Raw genomic sequence first — 24,984 nt, 5'->3', positions numbered from 1 at the left:
ATTTAGATAAATAAAAATAGATAAAATAAAATTTAAATTGATTAACAGATTTTAAAAATCATTTTTCTTAAATTGTAATCAAAATTATTTCATAGCTTTTATATGTGGATTATTTATCTGACTTTGGCCATACTCCTTCTGGTCATGACAATACTGCCAAAAATTCAGCATTCTCACTGGATATTCAGAGTTCCGGAATTTGCTAAAATACAGGTTACATATCTTATCTTTTTCACTTTTCTATTAGGTTTTTTTAGTGATTCTAAAGAATATTTATGGTATTACCAGGGTGTTCTGCTGGTCTTGTTTGTTCATCATAGCTATACTCTTATCAAGTACACCCGTTTCTACCCCGTAAAGAAGCACAGACAGCGTCACAAATCTTCTGATCAATTACACTTTATTTCAGCTAATGTCTATCAGTTCAATAAAGAGTATGAAAAATTCATTGGACTTGTTAAAAAGCATCATCCTGATTTTTTCATGACTATGGAAAGCAATGGTGACTGGGAAAAAGCAATGAGACCTTTAGAGAAAGAATATAGTTACCAGCATAAGGTAACCCTTGAAAACACCTACGGTATGCATTTCTATTCCAAAATTGAAATCAAAGAAGCGAAGACTCATTATTTCGTAGCTGATGATATTCCAAGTATTGAGGTACATATGAAAACAGCTGATGGTTTTTCTTTTGTCTTCTTTGGAGTTCACCCACCACCACCAAGTCCTACGGAAGAAGAAACATCAAAGGAAAGAGATGGCGACCTTCTAAGCACAGCCAACTGTGTAAAAGACATCAAAAAACCTGTTATTGTAGTGGGAGATTTCAATAATGTTGCATGGTCAAGATCATCTGTACTTTTCAGAAAAACAAGTCATCTGATAGATCCGAGAATCGGGCATTCTTTTGTTTCCACCTTTCATGCGAAATACCGTCTTTTAAGGTTTCCTATCGATCTGATGTTTCACAGTGAAGATATTTTTATTAAACAGCTGAAGACATTGGAGAATTTTGGCTCAGATCACCTGCCGGTATATTGTGAGTTTTTCATAGATCATCACAATGATGAACAGGAAGAGCTTATAGAAACAGCGACTTCTGAAGAGAAAGCAGAGGCCGAAATCATGATAGAAGAAGGAAAGAAAGAAGATGGCGAACGGGAAACTATTGTTACTGAGGATTAAAAAAGTGGGCTAAAGCCCACCCTATTGAATATTTTTTCGTTTTTAGAATTTCATCACATCCTTCACTACTCCATTCTTTTGAGTGTGTTGTAATAATTCCGCTTCGATAAATGCTTTGATCTTCTCTTCAGAATCATTACTTGGAAAGAGAAGGTGAACATTAGCTCCTGCATCCAACGTAAAGAATAATGACAGCCCTGTTTCTCTTCTAAAATCCCAGATCTTATTGATCACTTCTAGTGTTCCTGTCTTCATCAGAATAAAAGCAGGATCACTCATCATCATCATCGCATGAAGAGTAAGCGCTTCATGTTCTACCAATTTGATAAATTGCTCCATGTCTCCCGACTTCAGAATATCTTTCATAGGAACAAAGTTTTCTCTTGCTTCCTGAAATCTTCTTTCTGCATATGGATTGGTATTCATTAAGCCATGTCCTACAGTTGAAGAAACACTTTTCTGTCCTTCATGAATCAATAAAACCCAGTCATTAAAATTCTTGAATACCTCATGAATTTCCGTGTCAGGATATGGTACCGCAAACAGGTCTGAACTTCCGTTAACCTCATCAGTTTCTCCCCAAACCACAAGTCCGTTATATAAGCTTCTACAAGCACTTCCACTTCCCAGTCTTGCTAGAAATGAGGCTTTTCTCAGAGACTCTTCATCAGAGTTTTTCCCTGTAAATGTTTCATCCAAAGCCATCAGACATTTTGCAATCGCTCCAAATCCTGATGCAGAACTGGCAATTCCAGAACTGTGTGGGAATGTATTTTCTGTTCTGATGATATATTTCCCTTTCAATATCCACGGAAGATATTGCTCGATATTTTTGAAATATTTTTCTATTTTTTCAGCAAATTTCACTTCTTCATTTCCAGCCAGAAAAGTCTGAACAGAAAAAGATTCATCTGCTAAAAATTCCATTGTAGTATTGGTTTTACAATGGTTTAAAGTATAACTGATACTTGGGTTTGCAGGAATCTGATTGTCATATTTTCCCCAGTATTTAATCAGGGCAATATTGGACGGGCAGCTTTCTGAAACCGTCTGTGTATGAATGGTGAAATTTTCTTTTCCTATAAATTCTTGTGTTGTCATAGTTTAATTTAAGTGATAATACAGATAAAAATTGGAGATTAAATAGAGACTACCTTTGTACTTGTTAGTACATCTTCTCTATAATATCTGCATATTTTTTAAGAACCACATTTCTTTTCACTTTCAATGTAGGAGTAATTTCTCCCGTATTGATATCAAATTCTGCCGGCATTAAGGTAAATTTCTTTACTTTCTCATAGTCGGCAAGGTGGCTTTGTAATTCCTTAACTTTTTCTTTATAAAGGCTTACTATCTTATCATTTTTCACAGCATCCTCCCAATTGGTGAAAGGGATATTGTTCTTTTTGATATAGTCCTGTAGAAATTCAAAGTTAGGAACGATTAGTGCTGAAACAAACTGTCTTCCTTCAGCCACCAGCATAATCTGTTGAATAAAATTGTTATTGGTCAGAAGATTTTCGATTTGTTGCGGAGCAATATATTTTCCATTGGAAGTCTTCATCAGGTCTTTAATTCTGTCTGTAATGATCAGGTTACCTTTCTCATCAAACTTACCTGCATCTCCGGTTTTAAACCATCCGTCTTCTGTAAACACTTTTTGGGTTTCTTCAGGTCTGTTGTAGTATCCTTTCATGATTCCATTTCCTCTTGCCTGGATCTCGTCACTTTCACCGATACGGATTTCTACACCCGGTAATGGTTTTCCGCTGGTAGCATGTTCAAAGTGAGTCAAAGGGAAAAGAGTTAAAGTAGCTGTAGTTTCAGTTAATCCATATCCTACCGTAACGTGAATTCCTACTGATTCAAAGAATCGGGTTACTTCAGGGGATAAAGAAGCTCCTCCACACGGTAAAAACCATAGTCTGCCCCCCATTTTATCTTTAATCTTACTGAAGACCAGCATATCTGCAACAGATTCTTTTAATTTTAATCCAAAAGGAATTAATCTTTCATTTCTTCTTAGTTCTGCAGTTTCCCATCCTGTTTTTAAGGCCCAATCAAAGATTTTTTTCTTTAATGATGAACCCTCTTCTGCCTTTTCAAGAACTCCGGCATATACTTTCTGGAAAAATCTTGGTACCGCACACATGGTAGTGGGCTTTACTTCTTCCAGTGCCTTTGCAATATTTTTCGGATCTTCCAGAAAATACACTCTTGCTCCTCCGTATAGGCAAAGTAAGCTCCAGCTTCTTTCAAAGACGTGGCTTAATGGTAAAAAGGCTAATGAAAGCTCTTCTTCAAAGTTTTTAAATTTAAAAAATTCAAAGTGAGAGTCGAATGCCTTAATGAAATTCCCGTGAGTAAGCATCACCCCTTTTGGAGTTCCGGTTGTTCCGGAAGTATAGATTAACGTTGCCATGTCATCATATTCTTTTTTACAGATCTCTAACTCTGAAGAAGCTTTTGCGATAAAATCCTCAAGATAGAAACTATTGAATTCTTTCTTGATCCACACTGCTTTTTTAGAAACAATGATGGTTTCCAGGTTATTCTCTTCTTTATGTAAAATATCCAGACAGGCATCATACTGCATCTGGTTTCCTACCAGAATGGCTTTAGCTCCGGAATCATTGATGATATATTCTGCCTGCTCAGCATTATTAGTAGAATAAATAGGAACAGTAACCGCTCCAATAGCCATTGCAGCCAAATCAACGATCATCCATTCTGAAGAATTGTCTGAATAAATAGCGACTTTATCATTTTCCTGAACCCCTGCTTCTTTCAATGCATTGGCCATTTTAAAGATAATTTCACTGAATCTTTTCCAGCTTAGCTCTTTCCAAGCTTCATCTTTCTTCTTAAAGCCTATTGCTGCTTTTATAGGATGTTTTTCTACATTTTTAAGGATAATTGCCTCTGCAAGATTCATTTCTTCAGCTTTTTGTCGTTAATATAATTGTTCAGGTGAAAGTCTATACTTTCCTTTACAGGAATAAACTCATAGTTAAGTTTTTCCTTTACTTTGTGGTTGGAAATGGTATTGAATGAGGATATAGCCTCAATATTTGATTCTGTAGCCATTCTCAGTTTTGGAATCAGCCATCCGAATAATGTATTGGCAAATTTTCCAATATTCAGTTGAGATCTTGTAAGGATTCTTGCCTCTTTAAGACCTAATCGGGTTCTAATCTGTTTTGCCAGATCTGCATATTTATTATTTTCAGCAACAATGATAAATCGTTCTCCAAAAATGTTATTTTCCATCAATTCAATGGCTGTTTTTGCAACATCTCTTACATCTACATAAGCAGAACCGCCGGCAAAGGTAAAACTATTGTCTTCAAATGTTGAGAAGAGCTCCCCACTACTTTGGCTCCAGTTTCCGCTTCCTACGATCATTCCCGGATTGATGATAACAACATTCAGCCCTTCTGCAGATGCTCTCCATGCTTCCATTTCAGATAAATGCTTGGATATGGCATAGGCAGAATGTTCTAATTTGGGATTAAACTCAGATTCTTCATCCAGTTCTCCCTTTTCATTAAAGTTATCTAACACCGCAACAGAACTTACATGCAGAAATTTTTTAACTTCAGAAGCCTCACAGGCAAACAACAGGTTTTCTGTACCTTTAATATTGGTATGGTACATTTCTTTTTCATCTTTGGGATGAAAGCTTACCTTTGCGGCACAGTGATAGACCTCATTCACCCCTTTCAGAGCATCTTTCAAAGAGTCGATATCATCAAAATCGACATTTACCCATTCAATTTTATTGAAAAAGTCATCAGGATTCTCTGTATAAAAGCTGTATGAATGCCTTACTTCGTTTAAATTGCTGCCAGATCTCTTGGAAGCGCGCACATTCTCACCTCTTTTTAGAAGTTCCAGCACGATTATTCTTCCCAGAATTCCGGTTGCACCCGTTACAAAAACCATTAATTATTTTACTTGATTGCTGACTAAAATATGACAATATTTTCTATCCGGCAATTCTTCAGGTTCCTGCCAAAGTTCCTTTGAAAAACTGCTTTTGCAAATTTGCGATTTTTAAAGCAAAACTCAACTTTATTTAACCAATATTATCACTCTGAAAACAAGAATTATGAAGCTTAAAATAGTCTAAACCTCAAGGATTGTAAAAAAATGAAACCCTGAAAGTATTTAATTAAAAACTTCCAGGGCTTCTTGTGATTTAAAAAATATCTTATTATTTAAGCTAAAACTACATTATTTCTTCTTGGAGCTTTATCACAAAGAACATCCGCAATACTTCTGGAGATCAGATTTCCTTCTGTAAGATTATCCAGCCAGAAAAACTCTCCTGCGGCATTGATTTCAATAAAGTAATATTGATTTTCAGGAGAAACAATAATATCTATTGCACCATAGTCTACGTTATAAATATCCAGAAGCTCCAACAGTTTCTCTTCAACGTCCTTCGGAAGCTCTGTTCTTGTCCATTTATCAAGTAAATTCACACCATCCTTTCTCCAGTCAACCTTTGCATCTTCAAATTGTTGTGAATCAATTTCAAATGCATAGACATCTCTTCCTACAATGGTAACCCGAAGTTCTCTTTTCTTTTCAATCATCTCCTGAAACTGCATCGGACAATATAAAAGGGAGTCCAGTTCTTCAAGCTTATCTTCTTTTACCACATTGGTAAAAACCACGTTTTCCACACCATCTTCATAAATAGCAAAACCGGTCTGCATCTTAGCAACAACATTCTGATGTTTAAGAATAAACTTTCTTGCCTCTTCCGGGTTGTTTGTAAGACAGGTTTCCGGAACTGAAAGACCTATTTTATAAGCTAATTTCAACTGTTCTTCCTTACTATCCAGTCTTCTGTAAACACTCGGCTTACCTAGTGAATAAGCATCAATAGACTCTAGAAACCCGAATAACGTATTACGAATCTCCCCCATTGCTGCCCCGAAAAATTTAGGTTCCATTTCTTCTTTCAGGCCTTTTCCAATATTGTAGGCTCTTCGGTACCATACTGCTGAAATATCATCCAGACGATACTTTGCAGATGGTGTTTCAAGAATACTCACCCATTCTCCATCCTGAAAAATGGTAGACAATTTATTTTCTAAAGGATACAAATCAACATCAAAGCGAATAACTTCACAGTGGTTATCTGCAATATATTCTGTTACTTTTTCAATTGAAAAATTATCTGCGGTATGTGTTATAATTAAAATTTTATTCATGGAAATTAATTCTTTTGATAAGGTTGTCGGCAATTCTTTCTGCTATCGGAAACCCCAGTTCCTTTTGCAGCATTCCCCATTCTCCCTGCGGATTGACTTCAAGAAAATAATATTCTCCGTCCTTTCCTTTGATCACATCAATGGCTCCCATATAAAGCCCCATTTCTTTCATCATGGAGGTCAAATTTATTTTGATATTTTCTGGTAATTCATAAGCTGACCAAAAGTAGTTTTCATCACTCACTCTCCAGTCTGCATGGGTACTGTTATTAATCTTACCCGTGAAAAAGTCTCCATCTACATACATGATTCTCAATTCATATTCTTTATCAATGTAAGGCTGGAAAATCATCGGGCAATAGGCAATATCAGAAAGGTGTTCCAGGGTTTCTTCCTCAATAATCATAGTAGAAATCAAATTTTCACCACTCATGGTTTTTGATTGTACACCATGCAGCTTGGCAATTGCTTTTCCTGAGCAATATTGATGAAAGAATGCTGTTATTTTCTCTTCATCATTAGAAAAAACAGTGTTGGGAATGGTAAGGTGATTTCTTTCAGCAATTTTCAGTTGAAGCATCTTGTTTCCATCAATTTTCTTTTCTTTTTCAAAAGGATTGATCCACGGAATATCTTCAAGAGTAGTGAACAGATTATAACGAAGACTTCCATATTCATTCTGAAAGATCTTCTCATAGTTCTCATCCAGTTCTTCCGGAATACTTATCCGCCATGCTTTTCTGTGCCATACTCCCTTAATATCATCAGAATGAATGATCTTCCCCAATTCATCAGTAATTTCAAATGAATTTTCATTGATACTCATTTTTTGAAGATGATTAAGTTGATCGGAATTCAATCTGAAATAAGGAATATTTTTAGAAGAAAGGTATTGAAAGAAAAGATCAATAGTATAAAAATCCTGCGAGTGGGTGATACAGAGAATCATTTGCCTGTTTTACTAAAAAGGGAAACTTAAAGTTTAAGTTTCCCTATTATTACAATTTTGTTAATATGTTACTGTAAAATAATCATTTTATAGTAAGATTGCATCATCATCACCATCAGAAGGATATTTCATAGTATGCTGCAAATCAGCTTGAGGAGATGTTACATTGTCTATGGTAGGCTTTGTAATAGTATCTCTTTCAGGAATCGTGATAATATCCGTTCCTCCTTTTACTGTTTCAGGATCCTTAAGTTGTTTTTCAAGAAATGACGCGAAAAACGGCTTCTTTTTTGAGTTTTTGTTTTCCATAAGTAAATATGTTTGTTTTTTTGATAATCGAAAATACACAATTTTCAACTCATGGAGAAATATTTTTTCGTTTTAAGAAAATTTTAACATATTAACAAAAATAACAGTATATAATTAATCTAATCCTAGAAATTGCTTAACCACATTAGCAAAATCTACAGGATTTTCAGCCTGTACCCAATGTCCTGCATTTTTCACAGTAACAATTTTAGCCTTTGGAAACTGCTGCTTTATCCCATATTCATCCTGTGGAAGAATATAATTCGATTTTTCACCGGCAATAAATAAGGCTTCCCCATCAAAGATTCCAAATTTTACCGCATTGGAAACAAATTCATTATACTTTTCAGATAACGTTTTAAGGTTAAATCTCCAGTTTAGCTTTTTATTATCATCCCAATACAGGTTCTTTGTTAAAAACTGTATCGTGGATTTTTCAGGAATATACTGATTTAAAACAGCTTCCACATCATTTCTGGAACCCACCGTATTAAAGTCGACACTCTCTAACGCCTTTATTATCCCTTGATGGTGTGGCGGATAAGCTTTTGGAGAAATATCGACTACAATGAGCTTTTCAACTCTTTCGGGGTATTTTATGGCAAACTGCATGACGGCTTTTCCGCCTAAAGAATGTCCCAGAACATGAGCCTTTTGAATACCGTAATGATCCATATAACGGGCAATATCATCTGCCAGATCATCATGGGACATATCCTCTGAATGAAAGCTTCTTCCGTGATTCCTAAGATCAATTAAATGTACCGGAAGATATTCTCCAAGGTCTTTTCCAAAACTTCCCCAGTTATCAAGCATTCCGAACAATCCGTGGAATACCAAAAGTGGTGTAGCAGTTGAAGCTTCACCAAATATTTTTGAGTTTAAGATTTCCATATTTTTTAGAAATTAGAGGCGAGAAATTAGGCGTTAGATGATCTAAAGATTGCAAAAAATTTCAATATTCATTTCCAATCTGATACTATTAGGGTGGAAAAAGGCATCACCCTTCTCCAAACCTTTTATCATTACTTTCTAACTTCTCTATTATTGATTACCACTTTGCCAATCTCTTCAAATAAGATTGAACCGTATTTTCCAGTCCCATATAAAGCGCCTCGGAAACTAAAGCATGCCCGATTGATACTTCCAGTAGATTGGGGATATTGTCTGCAAAATATTTTAGATTCTCCAGGCTCAGATCATGTCCGGCATTGATTCCTAATCCAAACTCAGTAGCAGCAACCGCTGTATCATAATAAGGTTTTATAGCCTGTTCTTTATTGGTCAAATAGTCTTTTGCGTAAGCTTCGGTATACAGTTCAATTCTGTCTGCGCCTGTTTTTGCTGCATATTCTACCAGCTCAGGCATTGGATCAAGGAAAATTGAAGTACGGATCCCTACATTTTTAAACTCTGCGATAATTTCTGTAAGGTAATCCAAATGTTTTTTAGTATCCCAGCCTGCATTGGAAGTGATTGCATCATCTGCATCAGGAACCAGTGTTACCTGCTCAGGCTTTACATCAAGCACCATATCAATAAAAGACTGATGCGGGTTCCCTTCAATATTGAACTCAGTGGTAACCAATGGTTTCAGATCATAGACATCTTTTCTTGTAATATGTCTTTCATCAGGTCTTGGATGAATGGTAATTCCTTGTCCTCCGAATTCCTGGATCTTTATCGCTGCTTCTGTTACACTTGGTGTTTCTCCCCCTCTTGCATTTCTTAAGGTCGCAATCTTATTAATGTTTACGCTTAGTTTTGTCATTTTTTTATTTAAGATATTAGACGTCAGATTTTGGATGCAGACTTACCATATCATATAGTAAGATTAACTTCTAATACTGACTCTTTTATTATTTTTTAAGCAAGATTTAAGACTTAACTAGTCTATAATCTCTAATTTTTTATTACACTTTTACACTTACCTGCATTACCTGAAGTTCAAATTCCTTTGAAGCTACCAGCAAATGGTCAAAAATATCTGCCTGAATTTGCTCAAAATGTTCCCACTTTGAATCATTGGCAAAACAGTATATTTCAAGAGGAAGCCCCTGTGGGGTAATCTCCAGCTGACGGACCATTCTGGCTCCGCTTTTTTCAATATCGGGATCATTTTCTATATACTTCTGTGCATAATATCTGAAAACACCGATATTGGTAAGCTGCCTTCCATTGATATCCTTATCATTGTAGCTCACGTTCTCTTTTTCTTTTTTGATCTCCTGTCTTTTTTCTTCCAGGTAATCTGCAATCAAATTAATTTCCTTTAATCGTTCAATATCTTCATCAGTAAGGAATTTAAAGGAGTTAATATTGAAATAAATAGATTTTTTGATTCTTCTTGTATTGGATTCTGACATCACCTGAAGATTTTTGATCTCTGTGGTCAATAAATCATAGGTTGGAATTGTAGAAACTGTTTTATCAAAATTGGTAATCTTTGTAGTCAAAAGATTGATTTCCGTTATGTTTCCTTCAATGCTGTATTTGGGGATACTGATCCAGTCACCTACTTTCATATTCTTGGATGTAGCAACGTGAAGCCCGGTAACAAATCCTAAAATAGTATCTCTGAAAACCAAAACCAAAACGGCTGTTATTGCTCCTAAACTTCCTAAAATTGTTCCGCCTTTAATCCCAAAGATCAAACAGATTCCTATTACGGAAAGAACAAAGATTCCAAAAATTTTTACAGTTTCCGAGATGGCATTAAGCGTCATGATCTTGTAATAATCCTGCTTAATCACAAAGTAATTTCTAAAAGCAGTTAATGCTCTAAATAGCAACCCTGCAATCACAAAAATAGTAGCCACACCCACAATGATCTCCAGTAATGCAAAGCTTTTCGGATGTCTGTAGAAGACAGAAAGCAATGCATATCCAGCAAAGTTCAGTGCTCCCAAGTGAACTACAGAATTAGTTATTCTTGAATCATAGATTGACTTTAAAATGGGAAATTTCTCTTTATCAAAAAAGAATTTGAAAATAGTATTGACAATGAATTTAAAAACAAAATCCAAGAGATAGATCATCCCTGCCAGAAAGATAAATTTCAGCATAATCTGAATAGGAAGTGCCAGATCAGGATATACGTGATCTCTCACAAAATAATGGATCTGATCACTTATATTCTGTAAAAAATCTCGGGTATCTTGTATTTCATTTTTCATTACAGCAAATTTATAAAATTAAGAATGATGAATTTACTATTCATTATCAATTTTCATCCCAAATTTTAAACCTTTTATCAATTTACTTTTTTCATATCTTCGTTTATATTTAAAAAAATGGATACAACTATCATTAATATTCTCTGTCTTGTTTTATTATTTGTAGGAATATTGGGAACTTTTCTCCCGGTTCTTCCCGGCTTATTACTAAGTATCTGCGGATTGCTGATCTATAAATTCGGGACGGATGCTGATCTTCCGATGATCTATGTCTGGGCATTTGGTATTCTTACCTTAGCTTCTGTAGTGCTGAGCTATGTAATTCCTGCAAAAACCAACAGGAAATATGGAGGCACGCGCTGGGGAAGCATCGGATCTGTAATAGGAACTATTGTTGGAATATTTATTCCCATTCCCTTAGGTTTCCTGATCGGAATGTTTGCAGGGGTATTTATTGGGGAACTTCTTCATGACAGCAAGGATATGAACAAGGCTTTGCAATCTACCAAAGGAGCATTAATCGGGTTTATTTATGGAACCGGATTCAGCTTTGTAGTGGGTGTGGCAATGTTTTTGGTAGTACTTCTGAATATGTTTGATATTATTTAACAAAAAAAGAGAAATCATGTTTCATAAAGTTATCATACTTAGTCTGGGAATATTCGCATTAACAGGATGCGATGCCCAAAAGAAAACCAAAACAACTCCAAAAACTTCTGAAATGACTGCCAATACAACTCCTGATCAAAAGAACGGCATTGTTTATTTGAATGAGGGTGAAAATAAATTCCTGAAAGAATTTCAAATGAATGTTACTTTCAAGGGAATCTCTGAGGACAGCCGCTGTCCTGAAGGGGTAAACTGTATCTGGGCCGGTGTGGCTCTTGCTCAGGTTGAAGTCATGGGAACCTCTACCCGACCTATGGTTTTAAATCTTGCCAGTATGGATTACCCAAATAGGAACTATCGACAGTCAGCCGATTTTAACGGATATACGATTACACTGCAGGAGGTAACCCCTTATCCTAAGGCAGATGAAGGAACAACGGCATTAAACGGAAAATATAAGATCGGGATTTCCATCAAAAAAACAGGAAAAACTTCCGATTCTACCACGCAATAGGCTTTTTCCCTTTGGAAACAAGATATTCATTAATTTTTGAGAATGGTTTACTTCCAAAAAAACCTCTATAAACAGAGAATGGTGACGGATGCGCCGATTTCAAAATAAAATGCTTAGCCGGATCTATAAGTTCGGCTTTTTTTTGTGCAAAGGCTCCCCACAATACAAAGACCACATTTTCTTTTTTATCAGAAATTTCTTTGATAATAAAATTGGTAAATTGCTCCCAGCCAAGGTCTTTATGAGAATTGGGGGTGTGTGCACGAACCGTAAGTGTTGCATTCAAAAGAAGCACACCTTGTTTTCCCCAGTCATCTAATTCCTTTGAAGTTCTTACCACTCCAAGATCATCTTTCAGTTCAATGAAAATATTTTTAAGGGATGGTGGTGCTGTTACCTGTTCAGAAACTGAAAAACACAACCCGTTGGCCTGATAATCGTTATGATAAGGATCCTGACCAATAATAACCACCTCAATATCGTCAAATGAAGTCAGCTCCAAGGCTCTGAAGATCTGATCTTTCGGGGGAAAAACCTTCGTGCTTGCATATTCGTTTTTTACTTTTTCCCAAAGGGTTTTGAAGTATTCGGTACTTTTTATGGGGGCTAAAATTTCTGTCCAGGTCATGCTGCAAAAATAATTAATATTAAAATAAAAGCATAGCCTAAACCTTAAATATCTTCACTTTTCTTTCGATCAAAATATAGGAAAAATAGGACAACACCAATGAAAGTAAGATTAATAAAAGATTATTGACAAAAATAGTCTCCACAATGGTAAAATACTGCTTTCTTATGATATAGTGTATAATGTACAGCGAGTAGGAAATATTCCCCAAAAGATATACTGCCTTTGTTTCTAAAAATGACTTGACAAGATTTTGTCCACCTTCAAAATAAAGATGTCTTATGATAAGGGCAGACAATAGCGGAATTAAGAACAGCCCTTTTTCTACAAAGAGCAACCCTATGAAAAGGATTACTAAAACATAAATAAAGTAATTGTTTCTTTTCATGGTAATCCCTTTAAAGGAAACAATCCCTATTCCTAAAAGGTAGGAAGAAACAGTTCTTATTAAAGAGTTTAATCCGTCAGGAATATCCAGATATTTTGAAGACATTCCTCCATACGTTGAAATGTCACCACCAATATATAGATGATCTGGAAGATACGGAAGAATGAACCTCAAAAGGAGACTTACCACAATCAATATTTCGCTGCGAATCTTATAAAGCATGATGAAATAAAGCATGAAAGGAAATATAAGATAGCATACCCACTCTGTACTTAACGACCAGTAAACAGACATGAGTAAATACTCGGGATCAAAAAGACATTGCACCAATGCTGCATTGATCAAAAACTTGGTGGTAGAAATATCGATTAAAAACAATGCTATAAATACAACCGATACAAGATATACGGGATAGATCCTATTGACTCTTTTTTTGTAAAAAATTTGTACTCCTTTAAAATCCAGATTTTTAAACTTCTCAGTATAAGAAATAGTCAATAAGAAAGCACTTAAGACAAAAAAAATATCTACTGCTACATATCCTTTTCCTATGATATTATCAATAAAATTATTTTTATAAATGTAAAAATGAAAAAAAGTCACCCACAATGCTACAATTCCCCTCAATCCGGTCAAGGATTTTATTTCATTTTTCATATATAGTGTATAATATTGATCTGTCTGGCGATAAAGATAAAAAAAAACCTGATGGATTCAAGGAACAATCCCTCAGAATGGCTTTTTTAAACTAAAAATAACATTATCAGGATTATTTTCAACTGTTTCACTTTCTTCCAAAACAAAATTATGTTTTAAGAGCAGCAATTGCGAATTAGTATTGAGCCTATCCGTAAAAGCTAGCACATTCTGTAAGTTCAATTCATTAAATCCAAATTCCAAAACAACTTTTAATGCTTCTGTCATGATTCCTTGATGATGATAATCCGGCAATAATTCATACCCTACCTCTGCTGTTTTCCTGTCTTCCGAAAATTTCCATAGACAAATAGTTCCAATAAGTCTTGGATAGCCTTTATAGGAGATTCCCCAGAAAACAATCTCTTTCTCCTGAGTTTTTCTCTTAATATGTAAAATAAACTCCAAAGCATCATAATTGGTTTTTGGTGAATTCCTTTTTACATATTGATTAATTACATCATTACTTCGGATTTTCAGAATATCTTCTACATGACTTTCATTAATTCCGTTTAAAATCAATCTTTCAGTTTCCAGTTTCATTTCATCTTCTTTATTAAGGTTTTAATAAATTTTTCATGTCTGTAATATAGATGCTATCCTTAACATTCTTTCTTATTTCTTTAGAAAAAAGATCAGTATCATATTTTTCCGGATGGTCATTAATTACCGGAATTACCATCTTCTTCTGTGCATTCAGATGACGCGATTTTTCTGTTCCCTCCTTTTTTATCTGAGATTGGATGCCAATTGACAGAAAAAACAGAATAAGAAGAAGTGGTTTCATGGATGAATTTTGTAAATCACTCAAATATACAGAATAATCAAAATTCTCACTAACTTTGCATGGTGTATATAGATAAAGAAGATTTAGACGAATTAGAGTTTCCGCAATTGCTCGCGGAAATTTCCCCATTTGCGTATTCTCCGAAAACAAGAGAAAAAATTCTTCAACTTCGTCCCATGGAAATTGACGAGGCGGAACTTTCATTGAAAAAAACATCAGAATATCTGTCGAGTTTTGAAAGTTCAAATGCAATTCCGTTTGATGAATATGAAGATATTGAAAGTGAGCTGAAATTGATGCTGATTGAGAATTACCGTCTGGAAAACAGTGCTTTCATCAAAATAAAAACCATCACGGAACAGATCGGAAGATTACAAAAGTTCTTCCCTACCATGCCGGAAACATTTCCTACTTTGTTGGAAGAAATTTCTGTACTGGAATTCAGAAAAGAGATCATTGATAAGGTAGATAAGGTTTTTAACCGTTTTGGTGAGGTAAAAAGCGAAGCATCTCCGGCCTTAAAAGATTTGAGAACCGAAATCCAGCATGCTAAAAAAGCAATTCAGGAAAACTTCAACCGCGCTCTTACCACCTATGGACAGAGTGACTTTTTGGACGACATACGAGAAACAATTATTGACGACCAAAGAGTTTTAGCCGTAAAGTCAGGATTTAAGAAAAGAGTTGCAGGAAGAACCCTGGGGATTTCAAAAACAGGTTCCATAACTTATATCCAACCGGACAGTGTAGTAAAGCATTACTTCAAACTTCGTGAAAATGAGGAGGAAGAGAAAAAAGAGATCGACAAGGTTCTCAGAAAGCTTACCGCAGAACTGGCAGAATTTCAACCTCAGCTTTGGAGGTATCAGATTTATATTTTTGATCTTGATCTTACAAGAGCCAAGGCTAAATTTGGAGAACAGGTTAATGGAATTCTTCCGAAGATCAACCGCCATAAAACGTTGAAACTGAAAGATGCATTCCATCCGCTGTTATGGTTAAGAAATAAGGTTGAAAACAAGACCATCCACCCACAGACACTTGCTTTAACGGAACACAACAGGATCATTTGTATTTCCGGACCTAATGCCGGAGGAAAATCCATTACGTTGAAAACAGTTGGGTTATTGCAGTTGATGATTCAGAGTGGTATTCTGGTTCCTGTACATCCGAAGTCCGAAATGTTTTTCTTCGAAAAGATAATGACCGATATTGGTGATAATCAATCTATTGAAAATCATTTATCAACGTACTCTTCGAGGTTAAAGAAAATGTCCGGAATCATCCGCGAGGCTGATGCCAATACCCTTTTATTGATTGATGAGTTTGGAACGGGATCTGATCCTGAACTGGGAGGTGCCTTAGCTGAAAGTTTCATGGAGTTTTTCTATGATAAAAAGAGTTTCGCGATTATTACAACGCATTACACCAACATTAAATTGGTTATAGAGCAACTTCCCAATGCTCAGAATGCGGCTATGCTTTTCAATGAGGAAACCCTTGAGCCAATGTACAAACTGGAAGTTGGCCAGGCAGGAAGTTCATTTACCTTTGAAGTGGCGGAAAAGAATAAAATCCCAAGGTTTATCATTCATTCGGCCAAGAAAAAGGTAGAGCATGATATTGTTAATCTTGATAAAACTATTGTAAAGCTACAGCAGGAAAAATATGAAGTTGAAAAACTGAAAACAGATCTTGCCGAAAGAAAAGAATCTGTAGAAGATAAGCGTGATAATCTCCAAAAACTGAATGATCAGCTTCAGCAGAAACTTTTCAATTTCCAGAAGCTTTATGAAGAAGAACACCGTAAACTACAGTTTGGAAATAAGATTGAAGCTTTTATCGACAGTTACGTAAAAGGAAAATCACGAAAGGATGTGGTAAAGGATTTCGTGAAAATTTTAGAACAGGAAAAATTCAGGAAAATTGGAGCTGATAAAGATGAAACCAAGCGACTTCAGGTAGTGAAGAGAAAGATTACTCAACAGCTTAAAAAAGAAGAAGTCATTGAGAAAATCACTGAAACCAACGAAAAGCTGGAAGAAAAACGCAAAACCGATCGTGCAGTTTGGATGAAAATTGGCCAGCGTGTCCGTATCACAGGAAGTACCAGTGTTGGAACCATTGAGAAAATTTCCAGAAACAAAGTGATCGTTAATTACGGAACCTTCAAGACAACCATTGATTCTGAAGAATTAGAGAGAATTTAATCTGTTTGAAGATTATTCAAATCATAAAAGAGAGTACTTTTCAGTACTCTCTTTCTATTTTTACTCTTTGATGAATTTTAAATTGGTTAAATTTTTATCTTTAAACTGGATAAAATAAATTCCTTTAGAAAAATGTTTAACATCAATTTTCTTATCAGAAACTTTTCCGTTATACACTTTTTGTCCACTTGTGTTAAAAATTTCAAAATCTGTGCGTGATTGTATTCCTGAAATATTTAAAATATCAGAAACAGGATTGGGATACAGACTTATTTTTTCTGAAGCTTTTATTTCATCAATAGATAAAGTACCGTTGAAAGAATACACCTGATAATCTTCAGTTTCTCCAAAATTATTAGTACCACAGGAATTAATATAAGGCAGCAATGCTACTCTCATTGTAACGCCGCAGTCTCCAGTATTAAAGAATGTAGGAACATTAAAAGTATAAAGATTGGGATAAAATGAAATTCCCGTTATTCTTTCATCAACTTCAAAAGCACCATCTCCATTAAAGTCTATCCAAGCAACTATATCTGGTCTTCTTATTGGTTTGGGAGCTGTCCATGTAGGATGTATAGCTATAGTATTTCCCATACTACCTGGTTGAAGATAGACCCTACGCGGGTAGCCATCATTACGATAATCTGTATAAGTTGAAGGTCCTGAATTACTCTCCATTACAGGTCCACCAACCGGTGTAACAGTAACATTTGAAAGATGGCCTATATTTGGATCTATAGAACTTGATGTACAATAATTTTTATATGTAGAAAAAAATACAGATGACGAGTTCTCTCCTGATGAAACTTCTGTGACCTGAACTTCATAAGGTGTACATGGTACTAAAGGTTCAAGAGTAGCAGTATTTCCCGTCACAGCAACGGATGTCCAAACATTTGAACCGGAAACCCTATATTTTACCAAAAAATTATTAGAATTTTGAATAGCATCCCAATTCACTACAGCAGACGTACTAGAGATACCCGATATTTTAACATTTGTAGGTACTGACAAAAAAGTAAAGCTTTCGATATTTCTCGAAAAAGCTTTGTTTGGATTGAGTGCTCCTGTTAATAGGAACACTAATAAGTAAAGTGTATTTCTCATGAGTTATAGTAGTTTTATTAAAAAAATCATTCAAATTTAACTCTTTTTCTTTGGTTATGAAGTCTTATTCTGAAATACCACTAAATACATTCTACAGTTATTGTACATCAAAAAATCATATATTAAATCAAATAATAAGTTTTCTTTAAAAAAAATGAATATTAAGATTTATATAAAATGAATCTACTAACAGGAATACATTTAATTTATATATTTGGGGAATTAAAAATCTGTTATAATGATTTCAGTCAACAAAGCATTCTACTTATCTGCTTTCAGTATTTTTTCTTTAGCACTCGTTAAGGGGCAGAATAAAGTTCCTTTTGGTGTTGTAAAAGCAGAGGAAGGATATGCCAATGTACGTGTACATAAGGATAACTACAGAAAAATTGTAGATAAGATCCGTATGCGTAAAGGTGATGTATTTGTTTATGTAAAGCCTGCTCCGGGAGAAACGGAATGGATCTGGATCAAATATCCTGAAAAACAGGATGACGAGAAGCCATTTGTACGCTATGAAACTCTTGACAAGGAAGGAATGGTCAACAAGGAACGTATTGCTTATATTGATCAGCTTCCAGCCTACACTCCCTCAAAATCTAAAAATGGAAAATCATTAATTTTCACAGATAATTCTGATCCCAAAGTTCTTACTTCTCAAAGAAGCAAAGTGGTCATCGATATTTATCCATCCAACGCCGGCTACCGTAAAAAGGAAAAAGATGCTGAAGGAAAGCTTCTTACCATTGATAAGGTAAAGCCTTGGGGAATAGGAAACGATCTTCCTGAAGGAATGACGGAAATTAAGTCCATCAGAGTACAACAACCCGGAAGAGGATCTGTTTTTGTAAGGGAAGCCATCAAAAATATGTTCCAGCCTACCATGGATTTCAACAACATAGGGGTTACTTCTTTGGACAATGACAATATTTTCCTTTATATGATCAATGGTTCAGGAGAAAACAGATATACCACTCTTTGGACGATCAAGAAAGGAAGAGTGATCAGCCAGATTATTTATCATAATCCGGAATAAATTCATTATTTTTGCACCGAAAAAGTTTAACGCTTATTCATCACAGAAACTGGTTCTGCCTAACCGCAGATTAAAAGGGAACCGTGTGAAAATCACGGACTGTCGCGCAACTGTAAGTAACTGAAATCTTTATCAAAAGATCCACTGTGCGAGGCATGGGAAGGAGATAAAAGATGTTACAAGTCAGGAGACCTGCCTTTTCTTAAACAAGAAACTTTCGCGATTTGAAGTTTTATTGATCTGATGGATTGTTTCAGGGATTTCCAAGATTCCTGTCATTATTCTGTTGTTTTGATATTATTTCATTTCGCCTTAATTAATAATGAAATATGACTACAGAAGAAAGAATTGAAGCAGCCGAAACCAGAATCTTTAAAGCGGTTTTCCCAAACACGACCAATCATTACGATACTCTTTTCGGAGGTACTGCCATGCAGCTGATGGATGAAGTAGCCTTTATCACTGCTACCCGATTTGCAAGAAAAAGAGTGGTAACGGTAAGCAGCGACAAGATCGATTTTAAAAAACCTATTCCTGCCGGAACTATTGTTGAGCTGATTGGAAGAGTTTCACATGTTGGAAAAACAAGTATGAAGGTAAGTGTGGAGATCTTTACAGAACAAATGTACTCCTACGAAAGAGAAAAAGCAATTGTAGGTGATTTTACCTTTGTAGCAATTGACGAATTCAAAAAACCAATTCAAATACTATAATAATAAGTTTCGGGCGGCCTTTGGCCGCCCGAAATTTTTCCAAAACAGTGATAAAAATCAGCCTCTTTCTATCAGAAAAACAAGACCGAATATTGAGCTGTTTTTATTATCTTACCACTTTGTCAGTTTCCAAACTTCTGTTTAATAAGAGTTCAAATGCTTCACCCATCTCGTCCGATGCTCTGGTAATTGCATTTTCAAGCATATTTCTGATCTGCTTTTCTGTAACGCCGGCTTCCGTCCAGCTTTTTCCTGAAGTATGAGAGTTCAGTATAAAAGGCATAATTCTATCGATAGCACAAGCAAAAATAGCATCAGGAGTTTTTTCCTCTTCAAATTCCAGCCATAGATTAAAGAACTCCGTACGCAAAGGCTCATCCAGAATTCCAAAGATCTTTTGGGCAGAGATTTTTTCCCTTTCAAATTTTCCTACCATTGCTTTCTCATCAAACAAGAAAGTATCCCCTGCCTCAATCTCTACAAGATCGTGAATAGAAAGCATTCTTATTACCCTCAGTAAATCAATATCTGTACGGTTTTTAGCATATGGATAAAGAATTTGTGCCAGAATAATGATTTGCCACGAATGTTCTGCCGTATTCTCTCTTCGGGAGTCATCTGCATTATAGTTTCTTCTTTGAACATTTTTCAGGGCATCTACTGCCAGGATAAAATCGATCTCTTTCTGTATCTTCATCTTACTTTTATTTATTATATTCTTCTGCTGGATATACCTTGGTTTTAGTAACCCATTTATTATTTATTTTTTCTTGTGTGATCACTTTTACATACCGTTCATCACTCTTATCCTCTTCCTTTTCAAGCACCTTGTCCAGTCCCTTATTCGGAATTACCCTATATTCTGTAGTAAAAAAATTACAACATCCCGACTTTCCATAGCAAATCAAACGTTTACGAACAGGATCTGTTTCAAAAAGATCAAAATAGCTGGAAGCAATGTCTGTAAGTTCATTACTTTTCACAAAAGCCATCCTTGTCTTGTTGAACACATATACATCATAGGAAGCACTGCTATAATTCCCAAGGTTTCCATTTCTTATCGCTATATCCTCCGTTCCGTCAAAATTAAAGTCATCAAAAACCACAGGGCTTTGTTCCTTGCTTAGCTGAGTCATTTTTCCTGGTATAGGTTTTTGATCATTTCCAAAACTTAACACCAGATTATCAGACGTAAAAGTTTGCACCTTGGCGTTTTTATTATCAAACAACTCCACAGTTCCTTTACCCATACACCCATCGTGATCACAGTTTCCAATATGGATTACAGCATCATAGTTTTTCGACGCATCTTTAACCTCAAATTGATACTGTCCAAAACACACAGGGCCTAATAAAATAAAGGCTGATAAACTTTTGTAGTAATTTAAAATATTCATAGTAATAGTAAATGTGAATTCAATTGTTTCTATAAAACTCTCCATAACAAAAATACGAATCCTTCGATCTACCTCAAAATTCACACGGCATTATATCTCAGAATATGAAATCAGACATTTAATTTTTAGAAGCTATTCCCGCTATCCGCTCATACTCCTCGCTCCTGCTCCAAAATCCAAATATGCTGTGGGGTAGCCGCTCCTATCAGGGCTATGAAGTCTAATTATCAATAATATTATCATTGTATATCAATCAGTTTGATCTTCAGCAAAAAATATCAGCCGCAATAAAACCCTTGAGATTGCCATCCTATTTAAACTAAAACAAATCTTATCTCATTCCATTTCTCAACCCATAGTACTCAATTTTCAAGATTAAAATCAATTATTTTGCCTTGAAAATGATTTCATGAAAATTCAAAATAAAATTATATTACTGATTATCAGATAATTAAATAATTTATTTAAAAAATTTCACTACTTTGTATTGCATAATACCATTTTATTTACATATCTTTGTAATGTAAAATTAGAATAGGCCCAACTAGCTAGGGGTATTTTTCTAAAATATATAACTAATTAACAAAACTTATCAAAGATGAATACTGAAAATACCAAAGCGCAAATGCGAAAAGGGATTCTGGAATTCTGTATTCTAAGTCTCATCAATAATCGCGAAATGTATGTTTCCGATCTTATAGATGAACTGAAAAAAGGAAAACTGGATGTAGTGGAAGGGACCCTCTACCCTCTTCTTACAAGACTTAAAAATGGAGAGTTTCTCTCCTACAGATGGGAAGAATCTACCGGGGGACCACCCAGAAAATATTATCAAATTACAGAAAAAGGAAAACTTTTCCTGGATGAACTTCTCAATACGTGGAATGAGCTGACAGCCTCAGTAAACCAAATCACCCAACAAAATTAAAAAACAAAGCTATGAACAAGACACTCTCAATAGGACTCGCAGGTTTTTCTTTTACCATAGAAGAACACGCATATATAAAGCTCAGCGATTACCTGAACGCCCTAAGAAGCTCACTGGATGCTTCTGAAGCAGATGAGGTAATGCATGACATAGAAATAAGAATGGTGGAGATTTTCAGAGATTCTCTGGGAAAACGTGAAGTGATAAACGATACAGACGTAGAAAAAGTAATCGCACAGATCGGAACCCCTGAGAAGATTGAAGAACAGGAAGAGGCTTATTTTTCTGAAAAAAATACAACTAAAAATACGACCAACACAGGAAATAGTTACACAGACAAAAAACAATTGTTCCGTGATCCTGAAAAACAAAAAATTGCAGGAGTTTGTGCAGGTTTAGCTCAGTATGTAGGAATGGATATTACTGCGATGAGAGCTATCTGGCTAGGGATTTTCGTTTTAGGAATCTTCACAGCGGCCATCTCTTCTTCATTAATAGGACTTTTATATGTAATTCTTTGGATTGTACTTCCAAAAGCTGAAACAGCAGCAGATTTCCTGAAAATGCAGGGAAAGCCTATGAACTTCGACAATCTTAAAAATGAGTCTAATAAATTGGTACAATTTGCCAATGAATCTACTCAGAGGGTCGGAGAAATCTACACAGAAAACAAACCTTACATCAACAATGCCGGAAGTGGTATCTGGAATGTATTCAAGTACATCGTAGGGGGATTCTTCGTATTGATGGCAGTAGGAAGCATTATCGGAGTATTTGTATTGTTTGGACTTTTCGGAATGGATACTGATTTTCCAGGAGCCAACCAAATAAGATTTTATATGGACGATAATGGTCTGGACAAGGTATTGGCAGCCATTATGGTAATTGGAAGTTTAATTCCGGCTATTCTTTTCAGCTTATTAAGCATCAAGATCTTTTCGCCGAAAACAAAACTTAGAAATATCGGATGGGTAATAGGAGGTTTATTTCTTCTTCTGATCGGACTGGGAACTTACTTTGGACTTAGCATGGCGAAGAAAAACCTGATCTATAAAGGAAGCAAGGAAGATACAGAAAACATAGCCATCAATACTACATCTGATACCATCTATGTAGACATAAAGCAAGTAAGCATTCCACAGAACTACAAGGCATATGATGATGATATCTATTCAGACAAAAATTCAGTATATGAAGAAGACTATATCTCTGTAGAAGTAACCAGAAAACCTGATGTAAAAACCCCCTATCTGATCATCAAAAAAGAAGGAAACGGATATAACTATCCACTTCAGCTGACAGTTCCTGTAGAAGTGGTAAACAATAAAGTTATTCTTCCTAACTACATCAAATATCCTTACGATCACAGATTCAGAGACTACAGAGTAGATTATGAACTTGTAGTTCCTCAAACAGCCGTTGTAGTTCCATTAAAAAAGGACAGAATTGATTTCAACGGAGATCTGGATGGTGACGGTATCAATGATAACGATGAAGCCAGAGATGAGAACCACCACGGTGTAAGAATCGAAAAAAATAAAATCACAGTAAATGGTTCTAGCATAGAATATAATTCTGATGATAAGGACAGTATCATTATCAATGGTAAAAAAGTTCCTAATAACCAGGCTAAGAAAGTAATTGATTCCGTAGCATCCGATATTAAGAAAATAAATAAGGATGTGGACATCAAAATAAAGGACGGAAAAAACGAAATTTCCATACAAACTAAATAATTAACTTTAGAGAGTGGTAGAAGATGTGAATGGATGGCAACCGTTTGAAATTCACATCCTTCTTCTCTCAAAAATGTGAAAAAACCTAGTATTTAGTTCTCTATGTGAAAAAAATAGTTTAATTTCGTATAGTTAAAATTTAATAACCAAACAACCAAAAACACACTCTTATCATGATACAATTTGCAATGGAATTCGTAATGAAAATCGTAGATTTAATCAACGGTTTGTTTTAAGAGCAATAATATTTCAATATATTTGTAAAAGTATAACCAATAATTGGTTATATTTTTTTTTGTTTTTAATTCAAAAATCTATGAAAAAGCTGATAGGCAAACTGATGTTAAAATTATTAGGATGGAAGGTCGTTCTGCAGGGCGATGCTAAAAACCTGAACAGATGCATCCTTGTGGTAGCACCACATACCCACAATATGGAATATATTTTAGGAAACCTTGCCTATTGGTCCTTAGAAAAGCCATTAAAAATTATCATTAAGGATGCTCATACTAAAGCATGGTACGGAAGTGTCGTAAGAGGACTGGGAGGAATAGGTATAGACAGGAGCCAGAAAAATGATCTTGTTAATTTTGTAGCCAATCAATTTGCAAAGGAAGACTTCAGCCTTGTTATCACCCCTGAAGGAACAAGAAGCTGGGTTCCGAAATGGAGAAAAGGGTTTTATCATATGGCTCTGGCAGCAAAGGTTCCTATTGTACTGGCAGCAGGAGATTTCAAAAGAAATATTGTATATTTAGGGTACACCATCCCTTACGAAAGACTTGCATCCGTTCCTTTTGCAGAGATCATGCAGGAGATTGAGGAATATTATATAAAAAATGATATTGGTCCTAAAATCCCTGCCAACTGGAACCCTAATATTATGGGGAATGGGGAGGAAACTAAAAGCTAGAAGTAAAGTTATTTATTAATCATCTATTCATCACACAATGAAAGGCCAAACAAAAGAAGAAATATTAGCATTTATCAATAACTGGGGAGACGTAACTCTGGCAAAAACCCTTGAAATAAAATTCATCGATATTGATCTCGAAAACGAAACTCTTACCGCTACCATGCCTGTGCTTCCAAGAACGCATCAGCCTTTTGGGATCATGCACGGAGGAGCAAGCTGTGTTTTGGCTGAAACTTTGGGTTCAAGCCTGTCCAACATCTTCATTGACGGTGAAAAATATTATGGGGTAGGAACCAATATTAATTCCAACCATTTAAAAAGTAAAAAAGACGGAGTGGTAACTGCTACCGCACGTTTTATCAGAAAAGGGAAAACCATGCATGTCTCTGAAATTGAGATCAGGGATGAGAAAGGAACCCTTATTAATCATACCACAATGACCAATAACATCATTCTGAGATAGCCAGGAAAA

At 35.3% G+C, this 24,984-nt stretch carries 26 protein-coding genes and 1 riboswitch; of the genes, 10 read left to right on the top strand and 16 right to left on the bottom strand.

Annotated elements, in window-relative coordinates; translation table 11 throughout:
* Positions 1-144: 144 nt before the first annotated feature.
* Entirely contained in the window at positions 145-1,185 is a 1,041-nt protein-coding gene (locus SCA31_RS08555; protein ID WP_410696525.1) for an endonuclease/exonuclease/phosphatase family protein, read from the top strand.
* 42 nt (positions 1,186-1,227) lie between these two features.
* Here SCA31_RS08555 and SCA31_RS08550 read toward each other — a convergent pair whose 3' ends face one another.
* From SCA31_RS08550 to SCA31_RS08510, 9 genes are all read right to left on the bottom strand, one after another.
* The gene (locus SCA31_RS08550) at positions 1,228-2,286 is read right to left on the bottom strand and encodes a diphosphomevalonate/mevalonate 3,5-bisphosphate decarboxylase family protein (RefSeq protein ID WP_410696524.1); all 1,059 of its coding nucleotides are present in this window, start codon (positions 2,284-2,286) and stop codon (positions 1,228-1,230) included.
* Positions 2,287-2,350: 64 nt separating this feature from the next.
* A complete protein-coding gene (locus SCA31_RS08545) occupies positions 2,351-4,120 on the bottom strand; it encodes an AMP-dependent synthetase/ligase (RefSeq protein WP_410696523.1) in 1,770 nt (589 codons plus the stop codon).
* Positions 4,117-5,130, bottom strand: coding sequence for an NAD-dependent epimerase/dehydratase family protein (locus tag SCA31_RS08540; RefSeq protein ID WP_410696522.1), 1,014 nt, complete (start codon positions 5,128-5,130; stop codon positions 4,117-4,119). Before SCA31_RS08540 ends, SCA31_RS08545 begins: the two co-directional genes overlap by 4 nt.
* Before the next feature lie 275 nt (positions 5,131-5,405).
* Positions 5,406-6,410 (bottom strand): MvdD family ATP-grasp ribosomal peptide maturase, encoded by a 1,005-nt coding sequence (locus SCA31_RS08535; protein WP_410696521.1) that lies wholly within the window; start codon positions 6,408-6,410, stop codon positions 5,406-5,408.
* On the bottom strand, positions 6,403-7,359 hold the full coding sequence (locus SCA31_RS08530; RefSeq protein WP_410696520.1) for an MvdC/MvdD family ATP grasp protein: 957 nt from the start codon (positions 7,357-7,359) through the stop codon (positions 6,403-6,405). The genes SCA31_RS08535 and SCA31_RS08530 overlap by 8 nt, the downstream gene beginning before the upstream one ends.
* A gap of 87 nt (positions 7,360-7,446) precedes the next feature.
* Positions 7,447-7,668, bottom strand: a complete 222-nt coding sequence (locus SCA31_RS08525) for a microviridin/marinostatin family tricyclic proteinase inhibitor (RefSeq protein WP_410696519.1) — start codon at positions 7,666-7,668, stop codon at positions 7,447-7,449.
* Between the two features lie 114 nt (positions 7,669-7,782).
* Positions 7,783-8,562: an alpha/beta fold hydrolase gene (locus SCA31_RS08520; RefSeq protein WP_332560987.1), complete on the bottom strand. Its 780-nt coding sequence runs from the start codon at positions 8,560-8,562 to the stop codon at positions 7,783-7,785.
* A gap of 157 nt (positions 8,563-8,719) precedes the next feature.
* Entirely contained in the window at positions 8,720-9,439 is a 720-nt protein-coding gene (locus tag SCA31_RS08515; protein WP_410696518.1) for a pyridoxine 5'-phosphate synthase, read from the bottom strand.
* 142 nt (positions 9,440-9,581) lie between these two features.
* Positions 9,582-10,844, bottom strand: coding sequence for a mechanosensitive ion channel family protein (locus tag SCA31_RS08510; protein WP_410696517.1), 1,263 nt, complete (start codon positions 10,842-10,844; stop codon positions 9,582-9,584).
* Between the two features lie 117 nt (positions 10,845-10,961).
* On the opposite strand from SCA31_RS08510, the gene SCA31_RS08505 reads away from it, so the two are divergent.
* Positions 10,962-11,453, top strand: a complete 492-nt coding sequence (locus SCA31_RS08505) for a DUF456 domain-containing protein (protein WP_410696516.1) — start codon at positions 10,962-10,964, stop codon at positions 11,451-11,453.
* Positions 11,454-11,469: 16 nt separating this feature from the next.
* Positions 11,470-11,967 carry a hypothetical protein gene (locus SCA31_RS08500; RefSeq protein WP_410696515.1) on the top strand — a complete coding sequence of 166 codons (498 nt, stop codon included), beginning with the start codon at positions 11,470-11,472 and terminating at the stop codon, positions 11,965-11,967.
* Here SCA31_RS08500 and SCA31_RS08495 read toward each other — a convergent pair.
* From SCA31_RS08495 to SCA31_RS08480, 4 genes are all read right to left on the bottom strand, one after another.
* The gene (locus SCA31_RS08495; protein ID WP_410696514.1) at positions 11,954-12,595 is read right to left on the bottom strand and encodes a uracil-DNA glycosylase; all 642 of its coding nucleotides are present in this window, start codon (positions 12,593-12,595) and stop codon (positions 11,954-11,956) included. The genes SCA31_RS08500 and SCA31_RS08495 overlap by 14 nt on opposite strands.
* Before the next feature lie 37 nt (positions 12,596-12,632).
* Positions 12,633-13,640 carry an acyltransferase family protein gene (locus tag SCA31_RS08490; protein WP_410696513.1) on the bottom strand — a complete coding sequence of 336 codons (1,008 nt, stop codon included), beginning with the start codon at positions 13,638-13,640 and terminating at the stop codon, positions 12,633-12,635.
* A 72-nt stretch (positions 13,641-13,712) separates the two neighbouring features.
* Entirely contained in the window at positions 13,713-14,222 is a 510-nt protein-coding gene (locus SCA31_RS08485; RefSeq protein WP_410696512.1) for a GNAT family N-acetyltransferase, read from the bottom strand.
* 13 nt (positions 14,223-14,235) lie between these two features.
* Entirely contained in the window at positions 14,236-14,466 is a 231-nt protein-coding gene (locus SCA31_RS08480; protein WP_410696511.1) for a hypothetical protein, read from the bottom strand.
* A gap of 59 nt (positions 14,467-14,525) precedes the next feature.
* Between SCA31_RS08480 and SCA31_RS08475 the strand changes: the two genes are divergently transcribed.
* Entirely contained in the window at positions 14,526-16,676 is a 2,151-nt protein-coding gene (locus SCA31_RS08475; protein ID WP_410696510.1) for an endonuclease MutS2, read from the top strand.
* Positions 16,677-16,736: 60 nt separating this feature from the next.
* On the opposite strand, the gene SCA31_RS08470 is transcribed toward SCA31_RS08475, so the two are convergent.
* Positions 16,737-17,786, bottom strand: a complete 1,050-nt coding sequence (locus SCA31_RS08470) for a T9SS type A sorting domain-containing protein (protein WP_410696509.1) — start codon at positions 17,784-17,786, stop codon at positions 16,737-16,739.
* A 238-nt stretch (positions 17,787-18,024) separates the two neighbouring features.
* On the opposite strand from SCA31_RS08470, the gene SCA31_RS08465 reads away from it, so the two are divergent.
* Positions 18,025-18,822, top strand: a complete 798-nt coding sequence (locus tag SCA31_RS08465) for a hypothetical protein (protein WP_410696508.1) — start codon at positions 18,025-18,027, stop codon at positions 18,820-18,822.
* 33 nt (positions 18,823-18,855) lie between these two features.
* Positions 18,856-19,037, top strand: a riboswitch (cobalamin riboswitch).
* 114 nt (positions 19,038-19,151) lie between these two features.
* Positions 19,152-19,535 carry an acyl-CoA thioesterase gene (locus SCA31_RS08460; RefSeq protein WP_076352366.1) on the top strand — a complete coding sequence of 128 codons (384 nt, stop codon included), beginning with the start codon at positions 19,152-19,154 and terminating at the stop codon, positions 19,533-19,535.
* A 106-nt stretch (positions 19,536-19,641) separates the two neighbouring features.
* Here SCA31_RS08460 and SCA31_RS08455 read toward each other — a convergent pair whose 3' ends face one another.
* On the bottom strand, positions 19,642-20,232 hold the full coding sequence (locus tag SCA31_RS08455; protein WP_410696507.1) for an HD domain-containing protein: 591 nt from the start codon (positions 20,230-20,232) through the stop codon (positions 19,642-19,644).
* Positions 20,233-20,239: 7 nt separating this feature from the next.
* Positions 20,240-20,932, bottom strand: coding sequence for an XAC2610-related protein (locus SCA31_RS08450; protein WP_410696506.1), 693 nt, complete (start codon positions 20,930-20,932; stop codon positions 20,240-20,242).
* A gap of 598 nt (positions 20,933-21,530) precedes the next feature.
* Here SCA31_RS08450 and SCA31_RS08445 point away from each other — a divergent pair.
* The 4 genes from SCA31_RS08445 to SCA31_RS08430 all read left to right on the top strand — a co-directional run bounded on the left by SCA31_RS08445 (position 21,531) and on the right by SCA31_RS08430 (position 24,975).
* On the top strand, positions 21,531-21,860 hold the full coding sequence (locus tag SCA31_RS08445; protein ID WP_002977573.1) for a PadR family transcriptional regulator: 330 nt from the start codon (positions 21,531-21,533) through the stop codon (positions 21,858-21,860).
* Positions 21,861-21,871: 11 nt separating this feature from the next.
* Complete coding sequence (locus SCA31_RS08440; protein ID WP_410696505.1) at positions 21,872-23,596, top strand: PspC domain-containing protein; 1,725 nt, start codon at positions 21,872-21,874, stop codon at positions 23,594-23,596.
* A gap of 316 nt (positions 23,597-23,912) precedes the next feature.
* Positions 23,913-24,509, top strand: coding sequence for a 1-acyl-sn-glycerol-3-phosphate acyltransferase (locus SCA31_RS08435; protein ID WP_410696504.1), 597 nt, complete (start codon positions 23,913-23,915; stop codon positions 24,507-24,509).
* A 37-nt stretch (positions 24,510-24,546) separates the two neighbouring features.
* A complete protein-coding gene (locus SCA31_RS08430; RefSeq protein WP_410696503.1) occupies positions 24,547-24,975 on the top strand; it encodes a PaaI family thioesterase in 429 nt (142 codons plus the stop codon).
* Positions 24,976-24,984: the final 9 nt, after the last annotated feature.

This window comes from Chryseobacterium sp. SIMBA_028 (genome assembly GCF_046535285.1).
Classification (GTDB): domain Bacteria; phylum Bacteroidota; class Bacteroidia; order Flavobacteriales; family Weeksellaceae; genus Chryseobacterium.
Note: the sequence above shows the minus strand (reverse complement) of the source record. Positions and strands in the feature narration are given on the sequence as shown.

Excerpts from the sequence above, each read along its gene's own strand:
- SCA31_RS08550 (WP_410696524.1), bottom strand. The coding sequence starts at position 2,286 with ATGACAACACAAGAATTTATAGGAAAAGAAAATTTCACCATTCATACA.
- SCA31_RS08475 (WP_410696510.1), top strand. The coding sequence starts at position 14,526 with ATGGTGTATATAGATAAAGAAGATTTAGACGAATTAGAGTTTCCGCAA.
- SCA31_RS08445 (WP_002977573.1), top strand. The coding sequence starts at position 21,531 with ATGAATACTGAAAATACCAAAGCGCAAATGCGAAAAGGGATTCTGGAA.
- SCA31_RS08455 (WP_410696507.1), bottom strand. The coding sequence starts at position 20,232 with ATGAAGATACAGAAAGAGATCGATTTTATCCTGGCAGTAGATGCCCTG.
- SCA31_RS08470 (WP_410696509.1), bottom strand. The coding sequence starts at position 17,786 with ATGAGAAATACACTTTACTTATTAGTGTTCCTATTAACAGGAGCACTC.
- SCA31_RS08535 (WP_410696521.1), bottom strand. The coding sequence starts at position 6,410 with ATGAATAAAATTTTAATTATAACACATACCGCAGATAATTTTTCAATT.
- SCA31_RS08525 (WP_410696519.1), bottom strand. The coding sequence starts at position 7,668 with ATGGAAAACAAAAACTCAAAAAAGAAGCCGTTTTTCGCGTCATTTCTT.
- SCA31_RS08495 (WP_410696514.1), bottom strand. The coding sequence starts at position 12,595 with ATGACCTGGACAGAAATTTTAGCCCCCATAAAAAGTACCGAATACTTC.
- SCA31_RS08460 (WP_076352366.1), top strand. The coding sequence starts at position 19,152 with ATGACTACAGAAGAAAGAATTGAAGCAGCCGAAACCAGAATCTTTAAA.
- SCA31_RS08530 (WP_410696520.1), bottom strand. The coding sequence starts at position 7,359 with ATGATTCTCTGTATCACCCACTCGCAGGATTTTTATACTATTGATCTT.
- SCA31_RS08540 (WP_410696522.1), bottom strand. The coding sequence starts at position 5,130 with ATGGTTTTTGTAACGGGTGCAACCGGAATTCTGGGAAGAATAATCGTG.
- SCA31_RS08440 (WP_410696505.1), top strand. The coding sequence starts at position 21,872 with ATGAACAAGACACTCTCAATAGGACTCGCAGGTTTTTCTTTTACCATA.
- SCA31_RS08465 (WP_410696508.1), top strand. The coding sequence starts at position 18,025 with ATGATTTCAGTCAACAAAGCATTCTACTTATCTGCTTTCAGTATTTTT.
- SCA31_RS08480 (WP_410696511.1), bottom strand. The coding sequence starts at position 14,466 with ATGAAACCACTTCTTCTTATTCTGTTTTTTCTGTCAATTGGCATCCAA.
- SCA31_RS08450 (WP_410696506.1), bottom strand. The coding sequence starts at position 20,932 with ATGAATATTTTAAATTACTACAAAAGTTTATCAGCCTTTATTTTATTA.
- SCA31_RS08490 (WP_410696513.1), bottom strand. The coding sequence starts at position 13,640 with ATGAAAAATGAAATAAAATCCTTGACCGGATTGAGGGGAATTGTAGCA.
- SCA31_RS08500 (WP_410696515.1), top strand. The coding sequence starts at position 11,470 with ATGTTTCATAAAGTTATCATACTTAGTCTGGGAATATTCGCATTAACA.
- SCA31_RS08545 (WP_410696523.1), bottom strand. The coding sequence starts at position 4,120 with ATGAATCTTGCAGAGGCAATTATCCTTAAAAATGTAGAAAAACATCCT.
- SCA31_RS08520 (WP_332560987.1), bottom strand. The coding sequence starts at position 8,562 with ATGGAAATCTTAAACTCAAAAATATTTGGTGAAGCTTCAACTGCTACA.
- SCA31_RS08430 (WP_410696503.1), top strand. The coding sequence starts at position 24,547 with ATGAAAGGCCAAACAAAAGAAGAAATATTAGCATTTATCAATAACTGG.
- SCA31_RS08505 (WP_410696516.1), top strand. The coding sequence starts at position 10,962 with ATGGATACAACTATCATTAATATTCTCTGTCTTGTTTTATTATTTGTA.
- SCA31_RS08485 (WP_410696512.1), bottom strand. The coding sequence starts at position 14,222 with ATGAAACTGGAAACTGAAAGATTGATTTTAAACGGAATTAATGAAAGT.
- SCA31_RS08515 (WP_410696518.1), bottom strand. The coding sequence starts at position 9,439 with ATGACAAAACTAAGCGTAAACATTAATAAGATTGCGACCTTAAGAAAT.
- SCA31_RS08555 (WP_410696525.1), top strand. The coding sequence starts at position 145 with ATGACAATACTGCCAAAAATTCAGCATTCTCACTGGATATTCAGAGTT.
- SCA31_RS08510 (WP_410696517.1), bottom strand. The coding sequence starts at position 10,844 with ATGAAAAATGAAATACAAGATACCCGAGATTTTTTACAGAATATAAGT.
- SCA31_RS08435 (WP_410696504.1), top strand. The coding sequence starts at position 23,913 with ATGAAAAAGCTGATAGGCAAACTGATGTTAAAATTATTAGGATGGAAG.